Here is a 22379-nt window from a genome sequence, read left to right on the forward strand (position 1 = left end):
GCCCGGTCCCTCTCGGGACCGGGCCCTTGCGCGCCGCGCGCCGACCGCCGGGGGCGGTCCACCGGCCTACGGGGCCGAGTCGGGCTCCGGGCCCGCACCCGCCTCGCGCTCCTTCTCCGCCAGCTCGTCGTCGAAGCTCGCCGGCGCGGCGTCGCGGTCCGACAGCTCGGTCGCCGCGGGCGGCTCGACCAGCCAGTCCGGGTTGGACTGCTGGTCCCACCAGCGCCACGCCAGGTAGGCGCCGGCCGCGAGCAGGCCGACGAGCGCGGCTCCGCGCAGCACCTTGCCGCGGCGGCGTGCCCGCTCGTGCTTGCGCACGAGCTTCTGCACTTCCTTGGCCGTCACCTGGCCGCGCAGCGCCGCCAGCGCCGCGGTCGAGCGCGACGCGGCCTCCTCGGCCACGGGTGTGGCGGCCGCGATCGCGCTCTCGATCTTCGGCTGCGTGTAGTCGGCCGCCTGACGTGCCGCCAGCAGCGTCTGGTGGACCGCCTTGGTCGCAGCCCGGTCCACGGGTGGCGGCACGTGCGCCCGCGCCGCCTTCAGACGCGGATGCAGATGGCAGTCGTAGGTCATCCGGGCTTGGCGCGCGGCGCCGGTGGCCGCGTGGGACACCATCGGCGTCAGCCGTTCGTTGGCCTCGTGCGCGTAGTGCACCGCAGCGTCCCTGGCGGATTCCGCGTACGGCGCCACCATTTCAGCCGCGTACCGCACGCTCTCCCTGGCGCTCTCGGCTGCCAGGCGCGCGCTGTCCTTGCCGGTCACGGGATCCTCCTCCTCGGTGGCGGACACAGTTCACCTTTCCACCCTTTGTCGGATCATGCCTTCCATAACGCCGACAGGCATGCGTGACAGGGCATACGGGTGGACGATTTCAGCGCTGCGGAGCCCTCCGTGCGACCATCTGGACCGACAGTGATGACTATGGAAGGCAGATCCGTGGCCGAGAAGCTCTACGCCACCCTGAAGACCACCCACGGCGACATCGAGATCGAGCTGCTGGAGAACTTCGCTCCGAAGACCGTCCGGAACTTCGTCGAGCTCGCCACGGGCGCCCGCGAGTGGACCCGTCCCACGGACGGCCAGAAGACCACGGACCCGCTCTACGACGGCACCGTCTTCCACCGCGTCATCAGCGGCTTCATGATCCAGGGCGGTGACCCGCTCGGCAACGGCACCGGCGGTCCGGGCTACGCGTTCGCCGACGAGTTCCACCCCGACCTTGCCTTCACCAAGCCGTACCTGCTCGCCATGGCCAACGCCGGCCCGGGCACCAACGGCTCGCAGTTCTTCATCACCGTCGCCCCGACCGCCTGGCTGACGCGCAAGCACACCATCTTCGGCGAGGTCACCGACCCGGCGAGCCGCAAGGTCGTGGACGCCATCGCCGCCGGCGCCACCAACTCGCGCACCGAGCGGCCGCTGGAGGACGTGATCATCAAGTCCGTCGTCGTCGAGAGGCGCTGAGGACCGCTCCGCCCCGGCCCCGCGCCGGCCTCGCTCCGTCCCGGCCCCGCGCCGCAGCGCCCCGGCTCCCGGGAACCTTTCCGCCCCGCCCGTCCGTACTGGATACGTACCGGACCGGCGGGGTGCACACGCCCTGCCCCGCCGCCGACCGAGGGGACCGATGGACACCGACCGTCTGCCGGGCTGCTACCGCCACCCGGACCGCGACACGGGGATCAGCTGCACCCGCTGCGAGCGCCCCATCTGCCCGGAGTGCATGATCAGCGCCTCGGTGGGCTTCCAGTGCCCCGAGTGCGTCCGCCAGGGCTCCGGCACCGGGCACCGGCCCGCCGCCAACGCGCCGCGCACCATCGCCGGCGGGGTGGTCGCCGACGACCCCCACCTGGTCACCAAGATCCTCATCGGCATCAATGTCGCGGTGTTCCTCGCCGGCCTCGCGGCACCTGCGACCGTGATCCAGCTCGAGCTGCTCGGCCGCTACGTCGAGTACTTCGGCGCTCCTGTGGAAGGGGTCTCCACCGGCCAGTACCACCGGCTGCTGACCTCGGTGTTCCTGCACGTCGAGTGGTGGCACATCATCGGCAACATGATCGGCCTGTGGGTCATCGGCGGCCCGCTGGAGGCGGCCCTGGGCCGCGCCCGCTACCTCGCCGTCTACCTGCTCTCGGGCCTGGGCGGCAGCGCCCTCGTCTACCTGCTGACGGAGCCGAACACGCCGACCCTCGGCGCCTCCGGAGCCGTCTTCGGCCTGCTCGGCGCCACGGTGGTGCTGGCGCGGCGGCTGCGGTACGAGATGCGGCCGGTGATCGTCATGGTCGTGCTGATGCTGGTGCTGACCTTCTTCCCCTTCGGCGGCACCCTCAACGTGTCCTGGCAGGCCCACGTGGGCGGGCTGATCACCGGCGCCCTGGTCGGGCTGGGCATGCTCACACCGACCGCGGCCAGGCATCGCGCACTCGTCCAGTGGGGCACCTGTGCTGTGGTGTTCCTGCTGGCAGCGGCCCTGATCATGCTCCGTACGGCGGAACTCACCTGATCACACCGGCGTCAACTCTCCACAGAGTTATCCACAGATCTTCTGTCTTTTCCTCAGGTGTGGATGACGCTGTGGATAACTCATGGGGAGAGCTTCCGTCAGGGACTGCGAGGTGCTACTTCCACTGCGTGGAAACGCCGAACCCCGCCGCGATGAAGCCGAAACCGACCACGATGTTCCAGTTGCCCAGGGCCTCGACCGGCAGCTGGGTCTCGGTCACGTAGAAGACGACGATCCACGCGAGACCGATCAGGAAGAACGCCAGCATGACCGGGGCGACCCAGCTGCGGTTCGTCAGCCGGATGCTCTGCGGCTGCCGCGTGGGCGGCGGGGTGTAGTCGTCCTTCTTGCGGATACGTGACTTCGGCACGAGGGGCTCTCCTGTCGATGCGCTGGGGACCTTGCCTGCCCCGGGCGTCCGTTAGCGTAGTGGACCTGTGGCGTTGAAGGAGAAGGGTACGTTGAGCAATTCAGACGACTCCTCCGCGGGTCCCCGTCGCCGGGCCAGGCCGGTCCGGTTGCTGACGGCCGCCGTCTTCGCCCTGGCCGGGCTGCTCTTCGTCACCAGTTTCAACACTTCCAAGGGTACGAACATCCGGACGGACGCCTCCCTCCTGAAGCTGTCCGACCTCATCAAGGAACGCAGCCAGGACAACGCGGAGCTGGAGCAGAGCACCGGAGCGGCCCGCCGCCGCGTGGACGCCCTCGCCGACCGCGACGACGGCAGCACCAGGGCCGAGGACGCGAAGCTGGCCGCCCTGCGCGCCGCCTCGGGCACCGAGGAGCTCTCCGGCAAGGGCCTGAGCGTCACCCTCAACGACGCCCCGCCGAACGCCACGGCCCGCATTCCCAACGTCCCCGAGCCGCAGCCCAACGACCTGGTGATCCACCAGCAGGACCTCCAGGCCGTGGTGAACGCCCTGTGGCAGGGCGGCGCCGAGGGCATCCAGGTCATGGACCAGCGGCTGATCTCCACCAGCGCGGTGCGCTGCGTGGGCAACACCCTGATCCTCCAGGGCCGCGTCTACTCGCCCCCGTACAAGATCTCGGCGGTCGGCGACCCGGCGGCGCTGAAAAAGGCCCTCGCCGCCTCCCCGGCCCTGCAGAACTACCAGGCGTACGTCAACGCCTACGGCCTGGGCTGGAAAGTGGACGAGCACAAGGCGCTGACACTTCCCCCCTACTCCGGCACAGTGGACCTCCACTATGCGAAGCCGGTGGGCACCACCCCGTGACCGGGCCCGTCCCGACGCCGTACTGCGCCTGGCGGTGCGGACGGTCAGCGAGGTGTGCCTGACGGCGGGCACCCTGATCGTGCTCTTCGTGGCCTACGTCCTGCTGTGGACCGGGGTGAAGGCGGACCGGGCCGCGGAAGGCGAGATGGCCCGGCTGCGCGACAGCTGGGCGGCCACCGCACCGCAGGCGGCCCCGGCCGCGGCCCCCGAGGCGGCCACCGCACCGCAGCCGGCCGCGTCCGCGGCCCCGGAGGAGCCGCGCCACCCCGCGGGCCGGGCCTTCGCCGAGATGTACGTCCCGCGCTTCGGGCCGGACTGGGTCCGGCCCGTCCTGGAGGGCACGGATCCCGAGCTGCTGAAGAAGGGCCTGGGCCACTACGCCGCCACCGCCCGCCTCGGAGCGGTGGGGAACTTCTCCGTGGCCGGCCACCGCCGCACCTACGGAGACCCCTTCAAGGACTTCCCGAAGCTGCGCCGGGGGGACGAGGTGATCCTCAAGGGCGCGGGCACCTGGTACACGTACACGATCCGGGGAGGGCCCCTGCGCACCCTGCCCACCGACGTCGGGGTGGTCGACCCGGTCCCGCGGAAGTCCCCGTTCACGGCACCGGGCCGGTACCTGACGCTGACCACCTGCGACCCGGAATGGGGACACAGCCACCGGCTGGTGGTCTGGGCGGAACTGACCGGGACGCGCTCCGCCGGGCAGGGCGGACCGGAGGGTTCGTCCAGGTGACCCCCTCGGTCGGGCCGCTGCCTTTAGTCTGTTGGCGTACCGCCCCAGCGGTGCGTTGAACGAATGTGGACGAAAAGGAATCAGGCGGCATGTACGGCTGGATCTGGCGGCACTTGCCGGGCAACGCGTGGGTACGCGCGCTGATCTCCCTCGTCTTGGTCCTCGCCGTGGTCTTCGTGCTGTTCCAGTACGTCTTCCCGTGGGCCGAGCCGCTCCTTCCGTTCAACGATGTGACGGTGGACGAGGGATCGGGAGCCACTCCGTGAGCGCACGCATTCTGGTGGTCGACAACTACGACAGCTTCGTCTTCAACCTGGTCCAGTACCTCTACCAGCTCGGAGCTGAGTGCGAGGTGCTGCGCAACGACGAGGTCGCCCTCGCGCACGCACAGGACGGATTCGACGGCGTACTGCTCTCCCCGGGGCCGGGCACGCCCGAGGAGGCCGGCGTCTGCGTCGACATGGTCCGGCACTGCGCCGACACCGGCGTCCCCGTCTTCGGCGTGTGCCTCGGCATGCAGTCGATGACGGTCGCCTACGGAGGCGTCGTGGGCCGGGCCCCCGAGCTGCTGCACGGCAAGACCTCCCCCGTCGTGCACGGGGGCCTGGGCGTGTTCGAAGGCCTGCCCTCGCCGTTCACCGCGACCCGGTATCACTCCCTCGCGGCCGAGCCCGAGACCCTGCCCGACGTCCTGGAGGTCACGGCCCGGACCGAGGACGGGATCATCATGGGCCTGCGCCACCGGGAGCACGACGTCGAGGGCGTGCAGTTCCACCCCGAGTCGGTGCTGACCGAATGGGGCCACCGGATGCTCGCGAACTGGCTCGTCCGGTGCGGTGACGCCGGCGCGGTGGAGCGCTCGGTGGGGCTGGCCCCGGTGGTGGGCAAGGCCGTCGCGTGACGACGGTCGCGCCGTCCGCGCCCACCGAGGGCCGGGCCGCGCGACGCAGGGCAGCTCAGGAGGCCGCGAAACGGGCCGCCAGGAACAACCGGAGGCGGGGCGGGCGGCGGCGCAAGCGGCCGGCGTCCGGCGGCCCGGCGGTCGTCGCGAGCCGGCTGGGCGGGGAGCTCTTCATCACGGTGGGCCTGGTGATGCTGTTGTTCGTCGCCTACCAGCTCTGGTACACGAACGTGGTGGCGCAGCGGACGGCGAACGGCGCCGCGGGCTCGCTGCGGCAGACCTGGGAGAGGCCGCCGGACGGCGGGGCGGCCGCACCGCCCGTGACGGCCTTCGAGCCGGGCCAGGGCTTCGCGATCCTCCACATCCCCAAGCTGGACGTGAAGGTCCCGGTGGCCGAGGGCATCAGCAAGCCGAAGGTCCTGGACCGGGGCATGGTCGGGCACTACGGCGAGGGCGCGCTGAAGACCGCGATGCCGTCCGACAAGCAGGGCAACTTCGCGGTCGCCGGACACCGCAACACCCACGGGGAGCCGTTCCGCTACATCAACCGGCTGGTGCCGGGGGACCCCGTCGTGGTCGAGACCCGGGACGCCTACTACACGTACGAGATGACCTCGTCGCTGGCACAGACGCCGCCGACGAACATCGGGGTGATCAAGCCCGTGCCGGAGGGCTCGGGGTTCACTTCCGAGGGCCGGTACATCACGCTGACCACCTGCACCCCGGAGTTCACCAGCACCTACCGGATGATCGTATGGGGCAGGATGACCGAGGAACGCCCCCGCAGCCAGGGCCCGCCGCCCGCGCTGACCAGCTAAGGACGAATCAAGCAGTGTCACGTGCCCGCCGCCGCGCCGCGGCCCCGCCCGCCGGCAGCCGCAGTGTGCTCGCCGGGTTCCTGAGCCTGCTGGGCGAGGTCCTGATCACGCTGGGCCTGGTGCTGGGCCTGTTCGTGGCCTACTCCCTGTGGTGGACGAACGTCCTCGCGGACCGGCAGGCCGCCGCGCGCGGCGAGGAGATCCGCCGGCACTGGCAGGAGCAGGCCCCCGAGCAGGCCGGCCCGGGGGCGCTCGACACCCGCGGCGGGATCGGCTTCCTGCACGTGCCCGCGATGAAGAACGGCGAGGTCCTCGTCAAGGCGGGCACGGCGCCGGACATCCTCGACGACGGCGTGGCCGGCTACTACACGGAGCCGGTGAAGTCGGCGCTGCCGTGGGACGAGAAGGGCAATTTCTCGCTCGCCGCGCACCGCGACGGGCACGGGGCGAAGTTCCACAACATCGACAAGCTGAAGAACGGCGACGCGGTCGTCTTCGAGACCCGGGACACCTGGTACGTCTACAAGGTCTTCGCGGAGCTGCGCCAGACCTCGAAGTACAACACCGACGTGATCACCCCGGTCCCCAAGCAGTCCGGCAGGACCGCCCCGGGCCGGTACATCACGCTCACCACCTGCACACCGGTCTACACCTCGAAGTACCGGTACATCGTCTGGGGCGAGCTGGTCCGCACGGAGAAGGTGGACGCGAAGCGGACCCCTCCGGCAGAGCTGCGCTGAGACAGGCCCGAACGGCCACGGAGGGCTCCGAGAGCGCCTGCGGCACCCCCGGCGCCCCAGGTGGCCCATGAGCCCCCGGCAGGCCCTCAGGCGGCCGCCTGCGGGCCTTGGTGATCGCCGGGCACGAAATCGCGGGGCGCATGAAAAAAGGTCCGGCCCCCTCGGTCGAGGGGGCCGGACCTTCTCGCTGCGCCGCTGCCGCGGCCGGTGCTAGCGGCGGCCCGGGCCGCCGGTCAGGCCGGAGATGACCCCGCCGTCGTTCCCGCCGTCCTGCTGTCCGGCGATCGTGGCCACGTTGACGGCCTGCCCCGAGGTGCCGGGAGTACCGGGCTGCGGGTTGGTGCCCACCACGATCGCGTTGTCGTCCGACGGCCCGGCGACAATGCCGAGCTGCAGGTTGGCGCGCTGCAGGTCGTTCTTGTACTGGCCCAGCGTCCGGCCGGAGAAGTTCGGGACGACCGTCGCCTGTGAGGCCTTGGCGATGGTGATGTTCACCGTCTTGTTCTGCTCCAGCTGCTGGCCGGCCGCGAACTGCTGGAAGACGACCGTGCCCGGAGCCGCACCCGGCTGCTCGGACTCCGTGACGCTGCCGAGCCGCAGGTTGACGGCCTTGAGGGCCTTCTCCGCCTCGTCCTTGGTCTTGCCCTTGAGCTCGGGGACCTCGGACTTGGACTGCTCCTTGGCGACGGTCAGCGTGATGACGCTGTTCTTCTCCGCCTCGGAGCCGGGCTTCGGGTTCTGCTCCAGGACGGTCCCCGGGGTGCGGTCGGACTCCTGGGTCTTGCGGTCGACCTGGAAGCCCTTGTCCTTCAGCGCCTTCTCGGCCTCTTCGTACTTCATGTTGAGCACGTCGACGACGGAGATCTTCGGGGCGCCCGAGGAGATGGTCAACGTGACCGTGGAGCCCTCGTCGACCTTGAGACCGGCCGCCGGGTCCTGCTTGCAGACGTTGCCCTTGGGCTGGTCGTCGCAGGGCTGGTCGGCGCCCTTGACCATCTTGAGCTTGGAGTTCACCACGCTCTTCGTCGCCTCTTCCAGCGACTGGCCGACGACCTTGGGCACGGTGGGCCGGTTGTCCGCCGTGTCCCCGAACAGGGAGCGGCCGATGAGGATCGCGCCGACCAGGACGAGGATGCCGGCCGCCACGAGCAGCACGGTGGACGCCCTGCTCTTCTTCTGGCTCTGGCGGCGGTTCGGGCCCTGGTCGTAGCCGCCGTGGCCCTGGTCGCCGTAGCCGTAGCCGCCGTCGCCCGGGGGCATGGGCGGCATCATCGACGTCTGGGCGCCGGGGTCGGCGGTGCGCAGGGCGGCGGTGGGCTGGTCGTAGCCCTGCGGGCCGTAGCCGTGGCCCTGGTCGTGCGGGTAGCCGTAGCCGGCCGCGCCCATGGCGGCGGTGGCGGCCACGGGCTGGCCGTCGAGGCAGGCCTCGATGTCGGCGCGCATCTCGTCCGCCGACTGGTAGCGGTAATCGGGGTCCTTGACCAGTGCCTTGAGGACGATGGCGTCCATCTCGGGCGTGATCTCGGGGTCGAAGTTCGACGGGGGCTGGGGCTCTTCCCGTACGTGCTGGTAGGCGACGGCCACGGGCGAGTCGCCGACGAACGGGGGCCGCACGCACAGCAGCTCGTAGAGCAGGCAGCCCGCGGAGTAGAGGTCGGAGCGCGCGTCGACCTGCTCGCCCTTGGCCTGCTCCGGGGAGAGGTACTGGGCGGTGCCGATGACGGCGGCCGTCTGCGTCATGGTCATGCCGGAGTCGCCCATGGCACGGGCGATGCCGAAGTCCATGACCTTCACCTGGCCGGTGCGGGTCAGCATCACGTTGGCGGGCTTGATGTCACGGTGCACGATGCCGGCGCGGTGCGAGTACTCCAGGGCCTGGAGGATGCCGATGCACATCTCCAGCGTCCGCTCGGGCAGCAGCTTGCGGCCCGAGTGCAGGAGCTCGCGCAGCGTGGAACCGTCGACGTACTCCATCACGATGTACGGGATGGAGATGTTGTCGACGTAGTCCTCGCCGGTGTCGTAGACGGCGACGATCGCCGGGTGGTTCAGCGACGCGGCCGACTGGGCCTCGCGACGGAACCGGGCCTGGAAGGACGGGTCGCGTGCGAGGTCGGCGCGCAGGGTCTTGACGGCGACGGTACGGCCGAGCCGGGTGTCGTGGGCGAGGTAGACCTCGGCCATGCCACCGCGGCCGAGCACGTGGCTCAGCTCGTACCGGCCGCCGAGGCGACGCGGCTCTTCCATAACGTTGCAGCCCTCTCCGTCAGTCCCGACCGCACCTGTGTGTGGTCCGGCGGTGTGCTGTTCGCGCAAAGGCTACCGGCCGATCGTCCGTGATCGGTTCGTGGCCACAGGCTGATACTGGACCGGTACCGTACGCGCGGATCCGGGTCCGATTCAGTGACGTGCGTCACGTCGCCGGCCCCGTGATCCCCTGCTCCCCCTCAGCCGTTGAGCACCGCTTCCATGACCGCCTTGGCGACGGGAGCGGCGAGACCGCCACCGCTGATGTCGTCACGGGCGGTGCCTTCGCTGTCCTCGATGACGACGGCGACGGCGACGGGAGAGGTGCCGTCCGAGTTCTCGGCGTAGGAGATGAACCAGGCGTACGGGCGCTTCTTGTTGCCCTCGCCGTGCTGGGCGGTACCGGTCTTGCCGCCGACCGTCACGCCCTTGATCCTGGCCTTCTCGCCGGTGCCCTTCTCGACGACGTTGACCATCATCTGCTGGACCTTCTGCGCGTTGTCCGCGGACAGCGGCCGGCTCATCTCCTGCGGCTCGTGCTTCTCGATGATGTCCAGGTTGGGGGCCGTGAGCTGGTCCACCATGTAGGGCTTCATCAGCTTGCCGTCGTTGGCGATCGCCGCGGTGACCATGGCCATCTGCAGCGGGGTGGCGGCGGTGTTGAACTGCCCGATCGAGCTCTGGGCGTTGCCGTCCCGGCCCATCTTCTTGTCGTAGACGCTGGCGAAGGCGCGGACCGGGGTGTCGATCTTGTCGTTGTTGAAGCCGAACTTCTCGGCCGTCTCCACCATCTTGTCGCGGGTGACCTTGTCACCGAGGTTCGCGAAGACGGAGTTGCAGGAGATCCGCAGCGCCTCGTTCAGGCTGGCCTTCTCGCACCCGGTGTGGGAGTTGGGCAGCTGGGTCTTGGTGCCGGGCAGGATGTACGGCTCGGGGGTGTCCGTCGGGTCGTCGATCCCCTTGACCACGCCGTGCTCCAGCGCGGCCGCGGCGGTGACCACCTTGAAGGTGGAGCCGGGCGGGTAGGTCTCGCGCAGGGCGCGGTTGACGAGCTTCTTGTCCTCGCTGTCCTTCAGCTCGACCCAGGCCTTCTCGTCGGCCTTGGAGTTGCCGGCGAAGCTGGACGGGTCGTACGAGGGGGTGGAGACCAGCGCGAGGATGGCGCCGGTGCGCGGGTCGATGGCGGCGACCGCGCCCTTCTTGGTGCCGAGCTTCTCGAAGGCGGCCTGCTGCGCGGCGCGGTTGAGCGTGGTGACGACGTTGCCGCCCTGCTTCTTCTCGCCGGTGAACATGCCGATGGTGCGGTCGAAGAACAGCCGGTCGTCGTTGCCGGTGAGGATGCCGTCCTCGAGCGATTCGAGCTGGGTGGCGCCGAAGGCCTGCGAGGCGTACCCGGTGACGGGGGACCACAGGGCCCCGTCCTTGTAGGTGCGCTTGTACTTGTAGTCGCTGCCGTCGGTGACCGTGGAACCGGTGATCGGTTCGCCCTGGACGATGATGTTGCCGCGCTCGGTGGCGTACTGGGCGATCTGGACCCGTCGGTTCTCCTTGCGCGTGCTGAGTTCCTCGGCCTGGACGTACTGCAGCCAGTTGGTCCGGATCAGCAGCGCGAGGACGAGCAGCCCGCAGAACAGCGAGATGCGGCGCAGGGGCTTGTTCATGACGGGCGGACCACCTGGGTCATCTCGGAGTCGGGGGACGGGGCCGGGGCCGGTGCCGGTCGGCGGGCGGTGTCGCTGATCCGGATGAGGACGGCGATGAGGATCCAGTTCGCGAGGACGGAGGAACCGCCGGACGCGAGGAAGGGCATCGTCATGCCGGTGAGGGGGATGAGTCCCATGACCCCGCCGGCGACGACGAAGATCTGGAGGGCGAAGGCGCCGGAGAGGCCGATGGCGAAGAGCTTGCCGAACGGGTCGCGGGCGGCGAGGGCGGTGCGGACGCCCCGCTCGATGATGAGCCCGTAGATCAGCAGGAAGGCCATCACGCCGGAGAGGCCGAGCTCTTCGCCGACGGTGGAGAAGATGAAGTCGGAGTTGGCGGCGAAGCCGATGAGGTCGGAGTTGCCCTGGCCCCATCCGGCGCCGAGGACCCCGCCGGAACCGAAGCTCATGATCGACTGGCCGACCTGCTCGCAGGCGCCCGAGGTGGTGTAGCAGCCGAAGGGGTCGAGCCAGGCGTTGACGCGGGCCTGGACGTGGCTGGCGAAGGAGGCCACCACGACCGCGCCGCCGACCGACATCAGCAGGCCGATGACGATCCAGCTGGTGCGCTCGGTGGCCACGTACAGCATGATCACGAACATGCCGAAGAAGAGCAGCGAGGTACCGAGGTCGTTCTCGAAGACCAGGACCAGCAGGCTCATCGCCCAGATCATCAGGATCGGGCCGAGGTCGCGGCCGCGCGGCAGGTAGAGGCCCATGAAGCGGCGGCTGGCCAGCGCGAGCGCGTCGCGCTTCACCATCAGGTAGCCGGCGAAGAAGATCGCGATGACGATCTTCGCGAACTCGCCGGGCTGGATGGAGAAGCCGCCGACGCTGATCCAGATCTTGGCGCCGAAGACGTCGGCGCCCAGGCCCGGGACGACGGGCAGGATCAGCAGCACCAGCGCGCCGGCCATGGAGATGTAGGTGAACCGCTGCAGGACGCGGTGGTCCTTGAGGATCAGCAGCACGGCGGCGAACAGGGCGATGGCGAGCGCCGTGTAGAGCATCTGGTTGGGCGCGGAGGGCGAGAATGCGCCGAAGCTGCGCTTGGCGAGGTTCTGCAGCCGCTCGGACTGGTCCAGGCGCCAGATCAGCACGACGCCGAGACCGTTCAGCAGGGTGGCGAGCGGCAGCAGCAGCGGGTCGGCGTACTTCGCGTACCGGCGCACGACGAAGTGCGCTATGCCGGCGAGGACGGCGAAGCCGGCCCCGTACGCGAACATGCCGGGGGGCAGCTCGCCGTGGATCGCCAGACCCACGTTGGCGTAGGCGAAGATCGGGATGACCACGGCGAAGGCGAGCAGCAGGAGCTCGGTGTTCCGCCGGCTCGGCAGCTCGATGGCGCCGATGGTGGTCGTATTGGTGACAACGCTCATGGTGTGGCAGGCCCCCTGTGCCCGCGGGCTACTTTCCGCACAGGCCGACCAGCTGCTGCTCCTCGGGAGTCAGGCTGGGGCCGGGTGTCTGGCTGTTCTGCGCCTCGGCGCCTCTGCGCTCTTCGTCCTTCTTGCAGGCGGAGACCTGGACGCCGAGGTCGTCCAGCTTCTTGCGGGCCCCGTCGAGGCTGCCCTCGCTGATGGTGGCCTCGACCAGCTTGCGCTTGAAGGGCGGCAGGTACTTCAGTTCGATGTCGGGGCGGTCGGTCTCCACCTTGGAGAGCTCCAGCGGTCCGAGCTTCGGGCTGATGCCGCGGAAGAGTGCGACGTGCTCGCCCTTCACGCCTACGTAGAACTGGGTCTGGGTCCAGCGCCAGCCGGCGTAGAGGCCGCCGCCGATGACACCGGCGACGACGAGCAGGGTCAGGGTGCGGGTGGTCCACTTGCGCCCTTTGCTGCGGCGCCTGCGGGGGTGGTCGTACGTGTCGTCGTAGCCGGAGCCGTCGTAGCCGTCGGCCTCGCCGAACGAGCCGTATCCGCCGCCCTGGCCGTTGTCGCCGTACCCGTAGCCGGGTGCGTCGCCGCTGCCGGGAGGACCGAAGGCGCCCGCGGGCGGCGGGGCCTGGCGGCCGAGACCGGAGGCGCGGCCGGCCGGGGTCTGCATGGCGTTGTTGTTGTCGAAGAGCTGGTGCTGGTTCTCGGCGACCGCGCCGACGACCACCGGGGTGTCGCTGACCTGGGCGGCGAGGGTGTCGCCGCTGTCGGTGTCGAGGACGTCGGCGACGATGCAGGTGATGTTGTCGGGTCCGCCGCCGCGCAGCGCGAGCTGGATCAGGGACTGCACGGTCTCGCGGGGGCCGTGGTAGTCGGCGAGGGTCTCTTCCAGGGTCTGGTGGGAGACCACGCCGGAGAGCCCGTCGGAGCAGATCAGGTAGCGGTCGCCGGCGCGGACCTCGCGGATGGAGAGGTCGGGCTCGACGATGTCGCCGCTGCCCAGCGCGCGCATCAGGAGGGAGCGCTGCGGGTGGGTCGTCGCCTCCTCCTCCGTGATGCGGCCCTCGTCGACCAGGCGCTGCACCCAGGTGTGGTCCTGGGTGATCTGCGTGAGGACGCCGTCGCGGAGCAGGTAGGCGCGGGAGTCGCCGACGTGGACGAGGCCCAGGCGCTGGCCGGTCCACAGCAGGGCGGTGAGGGTGGTGCCCATGCCCTCGAGCTGGGGGTCCTCCTCGACCATGACGCGCAGCTGGTCGTTGGCGCGCTGCACGGCGGTGGCGAGGGAGGTGAGGATGTCGGAGCCCGGGACGTCGTCGTCGAGCTGCACGAGGGTGGAGATCACCTCGGAGCTCGCCACCTCGCCGGCGGCCTGGCCGCCCATGCCGTCGGCGATCGCCAGGAGACGCGGGCCGGCGTAGCCGGAGTCCTCGTTCCCCTCACGGATCATGCCCTTGTGGGATCCGGCTGCGAACCGCAGGGACAGACTCATGCGCACCTGCCCTGTCGACGAAGCTTCCTCCGGGTACAACCGGTCTCGAGCCACACTGCCCACCCTCCGGTCGGGAGCGCGCCCGTGTCCGTGTCCTCGGTGGCACGGATCACCGCCGCGCGCTCGCTCCGCTCGCTCATTCTCGTACTACTTCCGCAGCTCGATGACGGTCTTGCCGATGCGGATCGGTGCGCCCGGCGGAATGGGCGTCGGGGTGGTCAGCCGGGTCCGGTCGAGATACGTGCCGTTGGTGGACCCGAGATCCTCGACGATCCACTGGCCGTCACGGTCGGGGTAGATCCTGGCATGGCGGCTGGACGCGTAGTCGTCGTCCAGCACGATCGTGGAGTCGTGGGCGCGGCCCAGGGTGATCGTCTGTCCGGCGAGGGCCACGGTGGTACCCGTGAGGATGCCCTCGGAGACGACGAGCTTGGTGGGCGCACCACGACGCTGGCGCTGCTGCGGAGGAGCGGCCTGCCGGCCGCCGCCCTGCTGCGGGGCGCCGCCGGCGCCGCCGCGGCGGGAGGAGCCGCGCTGGGTCACTCTCGTACCGAAGAGATCGCTGCGGATGACCTGGACGGCCACGATGACGAACAGCCACAGAACGGCCAGGAAACCCAACCGCATGACCGTCAGGGTCAGCTCTGACATTGCCCCCGCTTCACCCTTCGGCTTGCCGGTAAATGATGGTGGTGCTGCCCACGACGATCCGCGAGCCGTCGCGGAGCGTAGCGCGGGTGGTGTGCTGCCCGTCCACCACGATGCCGTTGGTGGACCCGAGATCCTGGATCGTCGAGGGCGTTCCGGTCCGGATCTCACAGTGCCGGCGCGATACGCCGGGGTCGTCGATCCGCACGTCGGCTTCCGTGCTTCGGCCGAGTACGAGCGTGGGGCGCGAGATCTGGTGGCGGGTGCCGTTGATCTCGATCCAGTGCCGCCGCGGGCCGCCCGGCCCCGCTCCCGGTGCCGCCGGGCCGGAACCGCCCGGGGCGGGTCGGCGCGCGCCGGGGCCGCCCGGGGGCGGGCCTGCGGGCATGGGCGGTGCGGCGACCGGAGGGTAGCCGTAGCCGCTCGCCGGGGAGGGCGGTGCCCCCTGCGGCTGGGAGGTGCTGGAGGCGAGGGTGCGACTGCGGACCCGGTAGAGCCCGGTGTCGAGGTCCTCGGCCTTCTCCAGATGGACCTTGATGGGGCCCATGAAGCTGTACCGCTGCTGCTTGGCGTAGTCGCGGACGAGGCCCGCGAGCTCGTCGCCGAGCTGCCCGGAGTAGGGGCTCAGGCGGTCGTAGTCGCCGGCGCTGAGCTCCACGATGAAGTCGTTGGGGACGACGGTCCGCTCGCGGTTCCAGATGGTGGCGTTGTTGTCGCACTCCCGCTGGAGGGCTCCGGCGATCTCCACCGGCTGGACCTCGGACTTGAACACCTTGGCGAAGGTGCCGTTCACCAGACCTTCGAGTCGCTGCTCGAACCGCTTCAGAACTCCCATGGGGCACCTCCTCCGTCGTTGTCGCCCTGTACTGCTTACTGATCGTATCCACGCGTGGCGGATTCGGGTGGTTCCCCATCGCTCCTGTGAGGACGAGTGTTGGTCCTCACAAGGGATCGTAGGGGCGCTCGGGGAACAGTGTCCCGCACCGGGAGCGGAGTGCGGGAGGGGCAGTCCGCGCCGGGGCGTATGCCCCCGGGGAAAGCGATGTGAACCCACCCCGTTCTACGTGCTAATGTTTCGACGTCGCCAGGGGAACGGCCCGAAAGGGAAGACCACTGGGACGCTGCTCGGGCGAGTGGCGGAACGGCAGACGCGCTGGCTTCAGGTGCCAGTGTCCTTCGGGACGTGGGGGTTCAAATCCCCCCTCGCCCACATCGACGAGACGGTCGTCACCGCGAAAGCGGTGGCGGCCGTTTCGCATTGTCCCGACCGTGTACCGAAGTGTGCCCGAGGTGTGCCCGACCGTGTTTCCGACCGGGAACGCGCGGCGGATCCGGCGGACGGTGTCCGCAGTCGGATGTGCGGCGTCCGGTGTGTGGCGTCGGTCACGGCGAGGACCTCGCCCGGGCGGAACGAGTCAACTGCTGCCGCAGGATCCGACTTTCGTCGCCGCGGGCGATACGAAAGAGGGCGGCCGGGGCGGGCGCGGGGTGTCTAGGGTCGGGCGCGTGGATGTGACGGCGAAGACACGTACGGGTTGGGACTGGCTGCGGGGCCCCGAGCCGTGGACGCGGCGGATGCTGGCGGGGGACCTCGCCCTCGCCGGCGTGCTGGCCATCCTCGGACTGGGCATCGAGGAACTCGACGGGGGGTCCGGGCAGCGGATGCTGCTGGGCGCCGTCGTCCTGCTGGCACTGACCCTGCTGCGCCGGCGGCTGCCGGCGGCGACGCTCGTGGCGGGTTCGGCGCTGAGCTCCGCCCTGCCGGGGCTGTTCTTCGTCCTGCCGCTGCTGGGCTGGTCGGCCGGGCGGCGGATCGTCGGCGTGGGCCGGGCGCTCGGCGCCTTCACGCTGGCCTTCGTCGCGTCGATCGCCTTCGGCGTCCTGGACCAGTGGTCGCAGATGCGCCCGCTGCTGGTCATCGTGTTCTCCACGCTGATGTTCCTGGCGGCCACCGTGATGCCGGGGCTGGCCAGCCGGTACTGGTCGCAGCGCCGCACCCTGCTCGCGGCGCTGCACGAGCGCAACGGCCAGCTGCTGCGCGAGCGGGCCATGGTCGCCGGGCAGGCGCGGCTGCGCGAGCGCCAGCGCATCGCCCAGGACATGCACGACAGCCTCGGCCACCAGCTGGCGTTGATCTCCGTGCACACGGGTGCGCTGGAGGTGGATCCCGAGCTCACCGACCGTCAGCGGGAGGCCGTGGGCGTGCTGCGGCAGGCCTCGGTGTCCGCGATGCACGAACTGCGCGAGGTCGTCGGCATCCTGCGCGACGGTGTGGAGGCGCCCGCGCCGGTGGAGGAGGCGGCGCAGCCCGCGGCGCGCGGCGTGGCCGGGATCGCGGGGGTCGTGGAGGCGGCGCGGGCCGCGGGTACCGAGGTGCGGCTGTCCACCTCGGGGCGGCCGAGGCCGCTGGTCGCGGCGTGCGACCACGCCGCGTACCGGATCGTGCAGGAGGCCCTGACGAACGCCTACAAGCACGCTCCTGGGGCGCCGATCACGGTGGAGCTGCGCTACGAGGACGACTCGCTGGTGGTGGAGATCGCCAACGGGCCGTCGGCCGGTCCGGGCGGGGAGGTGGTGTCGGGCGGGCAGGGCCTGACGGGGCTGCGCGAGCGGGCCCGGCTGGTCGGCGGCATGGTGCACGCGGGTCCCGCCGACGGCGGCGGGTTCCGGGTGGCCGGCGTACTGCCGTACGGAACGGAGCCGGCCGGCGCCCAGGACGTGGCCGACGACTTCGGACAGCAGGCGCAGGCCCAGAAGGGCGCCCCGCACCAGGGGCCGGGGCGGCGCGGCGAGCAGCCGCCGATGGACTGGGCGGCGGTGGACCGGGAACTGGCCGTACGGGTGCCCAGCCGCGCCGGAGCCGTCGCTGTCGGCTGCGGGATCGCCGTCGCGGCGGTGGTGGTGCTGGTGATCGTGCTGGGCGCCGCCGCGGTGATGCTGATGGACACGGCGGTCGACTCGATGATCGGCAGGGACGAGTACGACGCCGTGCACGTCGGCGACGCCGAGACCGCGGTCCGCGACCGGCTGCCGGGCGGCGAGAGCTTCCTGACCGCGGGAGCCGACCGCAAGGGGCCGCCCCGGCCGCAGGGTTCGCAGTGCCTGGTGCTGCTGGCCGACGACCAGAGCGGCCAGAGCCTGACCACGGACCTGGTTTTCCGGTTCTGCTTCAAGGACGGCAAGCTCGTGGACAAGCAGGCGTACGAGGTCAAGCAGTAGGAGCACGGGGTGACAGCCGAAGTGATCAGAGTGGTGATCGCCGACGACGAGCCGCTGATCCGGGCCGGGATCAGGATGATCCTGACCTCGGCGCCGGACATCGAGGTCGTCGCGGAGGCGTCGAACGGCCGGGAGGCGGTGGATCTGGCCCGCTCGCACGCCCCCGAGGTGCTGCTGCTCGACATCCAGATGCCCGTGATGGACGGTCTGACGGCGCTGGGCGAGCTGCGGCGGGCCGCGCCGGAGGTGCGGGCCCTGATCCTGACCACCTTCGGCGAGAAGGAGAACGTGCTGCGGGCGCTGGGGCAGGGCGGGGCGGGGTTCCTGCTGAAGGACTCGGCGCCGGGCGAGCTGATCGGGGCGGTCCGGGCGGCCGCGGCCGGGGACGCCTACCTCTCGCCGGGGGCCACCCGGCACGTGGTGGACCAGCTGGCGTCCGGGAAGGCCGCCGCGCGCGGCGAGGAGGCCCGCCGGCAGGTCGCCGAGCTGAGCGAGCGGGAGCGGGGCGTGCTGGCGCTGCTCGGGGAGGGCCTGTCCAACGCGGACGCGGGCCGTCGCCTGCACATGAGCGAGGCCACCGTGAAGACGTACGTGAGCCGGATCCTGGCCAAGCTCGGCTGTGAGAACCGGGTCCAGGCGGCACTGCTGGCCCGGGACGCAGGGCTGTAGGTGCTGGCCAGGGAGACCGGGCTGTCGATACGGTCAGCCCGTTCTCGAAGCGATCACATGAACGAACGGGTGGGGGCGGCGCCGATGGCGGCGACAGCGGGACAGCGCATTCCTGACGTGGCGGGGTTCGCGCCGCGCGTGGCGGCGGACTCGCCGAAGGAGGCGGGCAAGGCGCTGCGCATCCGCGTGCCGCGGGCGGCGCACGCGGGCTTCACGATGCCGGCCGGGCGTCCGGACGCGGTGGGGGCGGTGGAGGAGTCCAATGCCGGGCGGGTGCCCGAGCTGACGCCCATACGGGTCGGCAGGATGGCCGCGAACCCCTTCGCGTTCCTGCGCGGGGCGGCCGGGTTGATGGCGCACGACCTCTCCGGCGGTCCGGTGACGGGTGTCGGCGCGCAGATCTGCGGAGACGCGCACGCGGCGAACTTCGGCCTGTACGGGGACGCGCGCGGCCGGCTCGTCATCGACCTGAACGACTTCGACGAGACCGTTTTCGGTCCGTGGGAGTGGGACGTGAAGCGGCTGGCGGCCTCGCTGGTGCTGGCCGGCCGGGTGGCCGGGGCGGACGAGGACACCTGCCGGGCGGCCGCCCTGGACGCCGTGGGCGCCTACCGGCGGACCGTACGGCTGCTGGCCAAGCTGCCCGCGCTCGACGCCTGGAACGCCATCGCGGACGAGGAACTGGTCTCCTACGCCGACGCCCGCGATCTGCTGGGCACCCTGGAGCGGGTCTCGGAGAAGGCCCGCAACAACACCTCCGCGCGGTTCGCCGCGAAGTCGACCGAGACGGGACCGGACGGCGGCCGCCGCTTCGTCGACTCGCTGCCCGTGCTGCGCCGCGTCCCGGACGCGGAGGCGGCGGCCGTGGCGGCCTCGCTCGGCCCCTACCTGGAGACTCTCCAGGGCGACCGGCTGCCGCTGCTGGCCCGGTACGCGATCCACGACGTCGCCTTCCGCGTGGTGGGCACCGGGAGCGTCGGCACCCGCTCGTACGTGGTCCTGCTGCTGGACCACCGGGGCGAACCGCTGGTCCTCCAGGTGAAGGAGGCCCGGCCCTCGGTGCTGCTCCCGCACCTGCCCGGGCTGGGCTTCACCTCCCCGCCCGAGGAGCACGAGGGCCGCCGGGTCGTGGCGGGCCAGAAGCGGATGCAGGTGGTCTCCGACATCATGCTGGGCTGGACCACGGTGGAGGGGCGGCCGTACCAGGTGCGCCAGTTCCGCAACCGCAAGGGCAGCGTGGACCCGGCGGCGCTGGCCCCCGACCAGATCGACGACTACGGGCGGATGACCGGAGCGCTGCTGGCCCGGGCGCACGCGCACAGCGTCGATCCCCGGCTGCTGGCCGGCTACTGCGGGAAGAACGAGGAGCTGGACGAGGCGATGGCGGCCTTCGCCGTGGCCTACGCCGACCGGACCGAGGCCGACCACGCCGACCTCGTGGCCGCGGTGCGGGCCGGCCGGATCGCCGCGGAGACCGGCGTGTAGGTCGCACAGGCCGCTGCACGACGGGCGGTGTTTCACGTGAAACACCGCCCGCGCGGGCGGGCCGTACCCTGGCCGGGTGAGCGAGCAGACCGAGCAGCCTGAGCAGACCGTCCCCGGGGGATCCGGCGATTCCGCCGTCACCGGCGGGGAGCGTGCCGAGGAACGCCCCGAGGCGCGCCTGGAACGCGCCGTACGGGCCGCCGAGCAGGCGCTGATCGAGTTCGAGATCGCGGTGGAGACCTTCCGCGTGGAGGTGGAGAACTTCTCCCGCCTGCACCACCAGAAGCTCGGCCCCATGTACACGCGGCTCGACGAGCTGGACGCGCTGATCGCCGAGGCGAAGGCGGCGCGCACCGGCGATGCCGATGACCTCCGGCGGGCCCGGGACGCGCGCTCGCTGGTCATGCCGATGCCGGGGGTGGACGAGCTCTTCCACGACTGGCTGGGCTCGGAGGGCATCTCCGACGACGCCGCCGCGATGCTCACCGAGCGGCCCGTGCGGCCGCCGGAGCGGGTGCGGCCCTCCGAGGAGGTACGCCGCCTCTACCGCGAGCTGGTCCGCCAGGCCCACCCCGACCTGGCCCAGGAGGAAGGCGAGCGGGAGCGCCGCGACGCGTTCATCGCCCGGGTCAACGCCGCGTACGGGCGGGGCGATGAGGGGCTGCTGCGCGAGCTGGCCGAGGAGTGGGCGGCCGGGCCGGTGCCCGAGGCGGCCGCCCCCGGCGAGAGCGAGGAGCTGTACGCCCGGCTGGAGTGGCTGGCGCGCCGCAAGGAGCTGCTGTCGCTCGTGGCCAAGGAGCTGGAGGAGAGCGCGATCGGGTCGATGCTGCGGATGGCTCCCGACGACCCGGACCGGCTGCTGGAGGAGATCGCCGAGCAGCTGCTGGCGCAGGTCTCCGAGCGCGAGGCGGAGCTGGCGGCCGAGCTCGCCGCCGAGTGAGCGCGGGCTCACCGCACGGACGTGGCCGGGGCTGCGGGTCGGATAGGTTGGCCGCAGACCGGTGAAGAGAGAAGGCGACAGTTATGAACTTCGGACCGCTTCCTTCGGTGGATGCCGCCGCGGTGCCCTCCGAAGGCTTTGTCCTCGACGTCCGTGAGGACGACGAATGGGCGGCCGGGCACGTCGAAGGTGCTCTGCATATCCCGATGAGCGACTTCGTGGCCCGTTTCGGCGAGCTGACGGAGGCCGTCGAGGACGGCCGCCGCGTGTACGTGATGTGCCGGGTCGGCGGGCGTTCCGCGCAGGTCACCCAATACCTGGTGCGCCAGGACATCGACGCCGTGAACGTCGACGGCGGGATGCAGGCCTGGGACGGCGCCGGGCGCCCGATGGTGACGGACAGCGGGAACCCGGCCTTCGTCCTCTAGAGCGCTGCTCAGGCGAGGGGGTGGGCGGCCAGCAGGTCGCCCAGGGCCTCCTCGTGCGCGGCGGCCGGGCCCAGCTGGAGCTCCAGCTGCTTGGCCCAGGCGTGATAGCGGTGCAGCGGGTAGTCGGTGTCGGCGCCGAAGCCGCCGTGCAGGTGCTGGGCGGTCTGGACGACCCTGCGCACGCCCTCCGAGGCCCAGATCTTGGCGACCGCCACGTCACCCGTGCTCGGCAGGGGACCGCCGGCGCCGCCCGTGGCGGCATCGAGCCGCCAGGCGGCCTGCCACAGGGTGACCTCCATGGCGCGCAGGTCGATGTAGCGGTCGGCGGCCTGGACGGCGACCGCCTGGAAGGTGGCCACCGGGAAGCCGAACTGCTCGCGCTTGCCGGTGTATCGGCTCGTCATGTCGAGGACGGCCTCGCCCAGCCCGAGCGCGAGGGCGCAGGTGCCGGTGGTGAGGACCTGGCGGAGCCGCTCCCAGGCCTGCGGGTCCTCGATCAGGTGGCTGCGCTCCACCCGTACGCCGTCCAGGGCGAGTTCGGCGAACCGCTCCCCGCTGGTGGAGACCTGCTCGGCGAGGGCGAGCCCCCCGGCGGTGCGCGGGACCAGCGCGAGGACGGCCTCGCCCTCGCCGGTGTGGGCCGGTACGGCGATCCAGTCGGCGGTGTGCGCCCAGGGGACGGCGGTCTGGGTGCCCTCCAGGATCCACGCTTCGCCGTCGCGCCGTGCGGTGACGGCGAGTTCGGCCGGATCGTGGCCGGAGCGGCCGTGCGCGGCCGCGGTGAGGACGAGCATGCCGCGTCCCGCGCCGGGCAGCAGGGCGGCGGCCAGTTCGGGGCTGCCGTGCGCCTGGACGGCCATGGCGGTGGCGCAGTGCTCCAGCAGCGGGACCCGGGCCAGCACCCGGGCGGCCTCGCGCAGGACGAGGCACAGGGCGATGGTGTCCAGGCCCGCCCCTCCGTGCTCCTCGGCGAGGACGAGGCCGATCAGGTCGGACGCGGCGAGCTTGGCCCACAGCGGGCGGTCGAAGTCGTCGGCGACGGCGCCCGGGGTGAGCGCGGGGCTGGGGACGCCGTCGGGTGCGACGTCCGCGAACACGGCCCTGGCCGCCTCGACGGCGGCCCGCTGCTCCTCGGTGAAGGTGAAGTCCACTGCCTGTCCTCCCGTTCTGACCTGACGGGGCGTCAAGATAGAACACGTTCCTGCAAATGGACAGGGGACGGGAGGACAGCCGGCACGGGGGCCGGGG

21 protein-coding genes, 1 tRNA gene and 1 pseudogene are annotated in these 22379 nt (G+C 71.3%); 14 read left to right on the forward strand and 9 right to left on the reverse strand.

Annotation, left to right across the window (positions count from 1 at the left end; translation table 11 throughout):
• Window positions 1-66: 66 nt before the first annotated feature.
• Window positions 67-789, reverse strand: coding sequence for a DUF5324 family protein (locus tag AVW11_RS26980; protein ID WP_107052204.1), 723 nt, complete (start codon window positions 787-789; stop codon window positions 67-69).
• Window positions 790-936: 147 nt separating this feature from the next.
• Between AVW11_RS26980 and AVW11_RS26985 the strand changes: the two genes are divergently transcribed.
• A complete protein-coding gene (locus AVW11_RS26985) occupies window positions 937-1464 on the forward strand; it encodes a peptidylprolyl isomerase (RefSeq protein WP_030839254.1) in 528 nt (175 codons plus the stop codon).
• 160 nt (window positions 1465-1624) lie between these two features.
• Window positions 1625-2500, forward strand: a complete 876-nt coding sequence (locus AVW11_RS26990) for a rhomboid family intramembrane serine protease (protein WP_060177144.1) — start codon at window positions 1625-1627, stop codon at window positions 2498-2500.
• Between the two features lie 115 nt (window positions 2501-2615).
• Here AVW11_RS26990 and crgA read toward each other — a convergent pair whose 3' ends face one another.
• A complete protein-coding gene (gene crgA / locus AVW11_RS26995) occupies window positions 2616-2870 on the reverse strand; it encodes a cell division protein CrgA (RefSeq protein ID WP_030762414.1) in 255 nt (84 codons plus the stop codon).
• Window positions 2871-2961: 91 nt separating this feature from the next.
• On the opposite strand from crgA, the gene AVW11_RS27000 reads away from it, so the two are divergent.
• The 6 genes and pseudogenes from AVW11_RS27000 to AVW11_RS27020 all read left to right on the forward strand — a co-directional run bounded on the left by AVW11_RS27000 (window position 2962) and on the right by AVW11_RS27020 (window position 6930).
• On the forward strand, window positions 2962-3735 hold the full coding sequence (locus AVW11_RS27000; protein WP_030839248.1) for a DUF881 domain-containing protein: 774 nt from the start codon (window positions 2962-2964) through the stop codon (window positions 3733-3735).
• The gene (locus tag AVW11_RS27005) at window positions 3707-4471 is read left to right on the forward strand and encodes a class E sortase (RefSeq protein WP_079250810.1); all 765 of its coding nucleotides are present in this window, start codon (window positions 3707-3709) and stop codon (window positions 4469-4471) included. Before AVW11_RS27000 ends, AVW11_RS27005 begins: the two co-directional genes overlap by 29 nt.
• An 89-nt stretch (window positions 4472-4560) precedes the next feature.
• On the forward strand, window positions 4561-4737 hold the full coding sequence (locus tag AVW11_RS37840) for a hypothetical protein (RefSeq protein ID WP_030011120.1): 177 nt from the start codon (window positions 4561-4563) through the stop codon (window positions 4735-4737).
• Window positions 4734-5372: an aminodeoxychorismate/anthranilate synthase component II gene (locus AVW11_RS27010; RefSeq protein WP_030839242.1), complete on the forward strand. Its 639-nt coding sequence runs from the start codon at window positions 4734-4736 to the stop codon at window positions 5370-5372. The genes AVW11_RS37840 and AVW11_RS27010 overlap by 4 nt, the downstream gene beginning before the upstream one ends.
• A pseudogene (locus AVW11_RS38065) lies at window positions 5315-6190 on the forward strand (class E sortase); the annotation flags it as partial. The gene AVW11_RS27010 and the pseudogene AVW11_RS38065, both read left to right, overlap by 58 nt.
• Window positions 6191-6204: 14 nt before the next feature.
• Window positions 6205-6930 carry a class E sortase gene (locus AVW11_RS27020; protein WP_030839230.1) on the forward strand — a complete coding sequence of 242 codons (726 nt, stop codon included), beginning with the start codon at window positions 6205-6207 and terminating at the stop codon, window positions 6928-6930.
• Window positions 6931-7140: 210 nt separating this feature from the next.
• On the opposite strand, the gene pknB is transcribed toward AVW11_RS27020, so the two are convergent.
• The 6 genes from pknB to AVW11_RS27055 form a co-directional block, all read right to left on the reverse strand.
• On the reverse strand, window positions 7141-9177 hold the full coding sequence (gene pknB, locus AVW11_RS27025; protein ID WP_060177143.1) for a Stk1 family PASTA domain-containing Ser/Thr kinase: 2037 nt from the start codon (window positions 9175-9177) through the stop codon (window positions 7141-7143).
• Between the two features lie 200 nt (window positions 9178-9377).
• Window positions 9378-10838, reverse strand: coding sequence for a peptidoglycan D,D-transpeptidase FtsI family protein (locus tag AVW11_RS27035; protein ID WP_030839223.1), 1461 nt, complete (start codon window positions 10836-10838; stop codon window positions 9378-9380).
• Window positions 10835-12259 carry an FtsW/RodA/SpoVE family cell cycle protein gene (locus AVW11_RS27040; RefSeq protein WP_030839220.1) on the reverse strand — a complete coding sequence of 475 codons (1425 nt, stop codon included), beginning with the start codon at window positions 12257-12259 and terminating at the stop codon, window positions 10835-10837. The genes AVW11_RS27035 and AVW11_RS27040 overlap by 4 nt, the downstream gene beginning before the upstream one ends.
• Before the next feature lie 28 nt (window positions 12260-12287).
• Entirely contained in the window at window positions 12288-13796 is a 1509-nt protein-coding gene (locus AVW11_RS27045) for a PP2C family protein-serine/threonine phosphatase (protein WP_076046306.1), read from the reverse strand.
• A 93-nt stretch (window positions 13797-13889) separates the two neighbouring features.
• Window positions 13890-14393, reverse strand: coding sequence for an FHA domain-containing protein FhaB/FipA (locus AVW11_RS27050; RefSeq protein ID WP_030839213.1), 504 nt, complete (start codon window positions 14391-14393; stop codon window positions 13890-13892).
• A gap of 10 nt (window positions 14394-14403) precedes the next feature.
• The gene (locus tag AVW11_RS27055; protein WP_030839211.1) at window positions 14404-15225 is read right to left on the reverse strand and encodes an FhaA domain-containing protein; all 822 of its coding nucleotides are present in this window, start codon (window positions 15223-15225) and stop codon (window positions 14404-14406) included.
• A gap of 292 nt (window positions 15226-15517) precedes the next feature.
• Between AVW11_RS27055 and AVW11_RS27060 the strand changes: the two genes are divergently transcribed.
• The 6 genes from AVW11_RS27060 to AVW11_RS27085 all read left to right on the forward strand — a co-directional run bounded on the left by AVW11_RS27060 (window position 15518) and on the right by AVW11_RS27085 (window position 21131).
• Window positions 15518-15600, forward strand: a tRNA-Leu gene (locus AVW11_RS27060).
• Window positions 15601-15896: 296 nt separating this feature from the next.
• A complete protein-coding gene (locus AVW11_RS27065) occupies window positions 15897-17609 on the forward strand; it encodes a sensor histidine kinase (RefSeq protein WP_240528274.1) in 1713 nt (570 codons plus the stop codon).
• Between the two features lie 9 nt (window positions 17610-17618).
• Window positions 17619-18278 (forward strand): response regulator, encoded by a 660-nt coding sequence (locus tag AVW11_RS27070; protein WP_037832275.1) that lies wholly within the window; start codon window positions 17619-17621, stop codon window positions 18276-18278.
• 57 nt (window positions 18279-18335) lie between these two features.
• Window positions 18336-19763: a DUF2252 domain-containing protein gene (locus AVW11_RS27075; RefSeq protein WP_060177140.1), complete on the forward strand. Its 1428-nt coding sequence runs from the start codon at window positions 18336-18338 to the stop codon at window positions 19761-19763.
• A 76-nt stretch (window positions 19764-19839) separates the two neighbouring features.
• The gene (locus AVW11_RS27080) at window positions 19840-20703 is read left to right on the forward strand and encodes a J domain-containing protein (RefSeq protein WP_060177139.1); all 864 of its coding nucleotides are present in this window, start codon (window positions 19840-19842) and stop codon (window positions 20701-20703) included.
• 83 nt (window positions 20704-20786) lie between these two features.
• Window positions 20787-21131 (forward strand): rhodanese-like domain-containing protein, encoded by a 345-nt coding sequence (locus AVW11_RS27085; protein ID WP_030647619.1) that lies wholly within the window; start codon window positions 20787-20789, stop codon window positions 21129-21131.
• 8 nt (window positions 21132-21139) lie between these two features.
• On the opposite strand, the gene AVW11_RS27090 is transcribed toward AVW11_RS27085, so the two are convergent.
• Window positions 21140-22282: an acyl-CoA dehydrogenase family protein gene (locus AVW11_RS27090; RefSeq protein WP_076046308.1), complete on the reverse strand. Its 1143-nt coding sequence runs from the start codon at window positions 22280-22282 to the stop codon at window positions 21140-21142.
• Window positions 22283-22379 lie beyond the last annotated feature (97 nt).

The sequence above is a fragment of the Streptomyces amritsarensis genome (genome assembly GCF_001953875.1).
GTDB lineage: Bacteria > Actinomycetota > Actinomycetes > Streptomycetales > Streptomycetaceae > Streptomyces > Streptomyces amritsarensis.

Excerpts from the sequence above, each read along its gene's own strand:
- AVW11_RS26990 (WP_060177144.1), top strand. The coding sequence starts at position 1,625 with ATGGACACCGACCGTCTGCCGGGCTGCTACCGCCACCCGGACCGCGAC.
- AVW11_RS27005 (WP_079250810.1), top strand. The coding sequence starts at position 3,707 with ATGCGAAGCCGGTGGGCACCACCCCGTGACCGGGCCCGTCCCGACGCC.
- AVW11_RS37840 (WP_030011120.1), top strand. The coding sequence starts at position 4,561 with ATGTACGGCTGGATCTGGCGGCACTTGCCGGGCAACGCGTGGGTACGC.
- pknB (WP_060177143.1), bottom strand. The coding sequence starts at position 9,177 with ATGGAAGAGCCGCGTCGCCTCGGCGGCCGGTACGAGCTGAGCCACGTG.
- AVW11_RS27035 (WP_030839223.1), bottom strand. The coding sequence starts at position 10,838 with ATGAACAAGCCCCTGCGCCGCATCTCGCTGTTCTGCGGGCTGCTCGTC.
- AVW11_RS27040 (WP_030839220.1), bottom strand. The coding sequence starts at position 12,259 with ATGAGCGTTGTCACCAATACGACCACCATCGGCGCCATCGAGCTGCCG.
- AVW11_RS27050 (WP_030839213.1), bottom strand. The coding sequence starts at position 14,393 with ATGTCAGAGCTGACCCTGACGGTCATGCGGTTGGGTTTCCTGGCCGTT.
- AVW11_RS27055 (WP_030839211.1), bottom strand. The coding sequence starts at position 15,225 with ATGGGAGTTCTGAAGCGGTTCGAGCAGCGACTCGAAGGTCTGGTGAAC.
- AVW11_RS27075 (WP_060177140.1), top strand. The coding sequence starts at position 18,336 with ATGAACGAACGGGTGGGGGCGGCGCCGATGGCGGCGACAGCGGGACAG.
- AVW11_RS27085 (WP_030647619.1), top strand. The coding sequence starts at position 20,787 with ATGAACTTCGGACCGCTTCCTTCGGTGGATGCCGCCGCGGTGCCCTCC.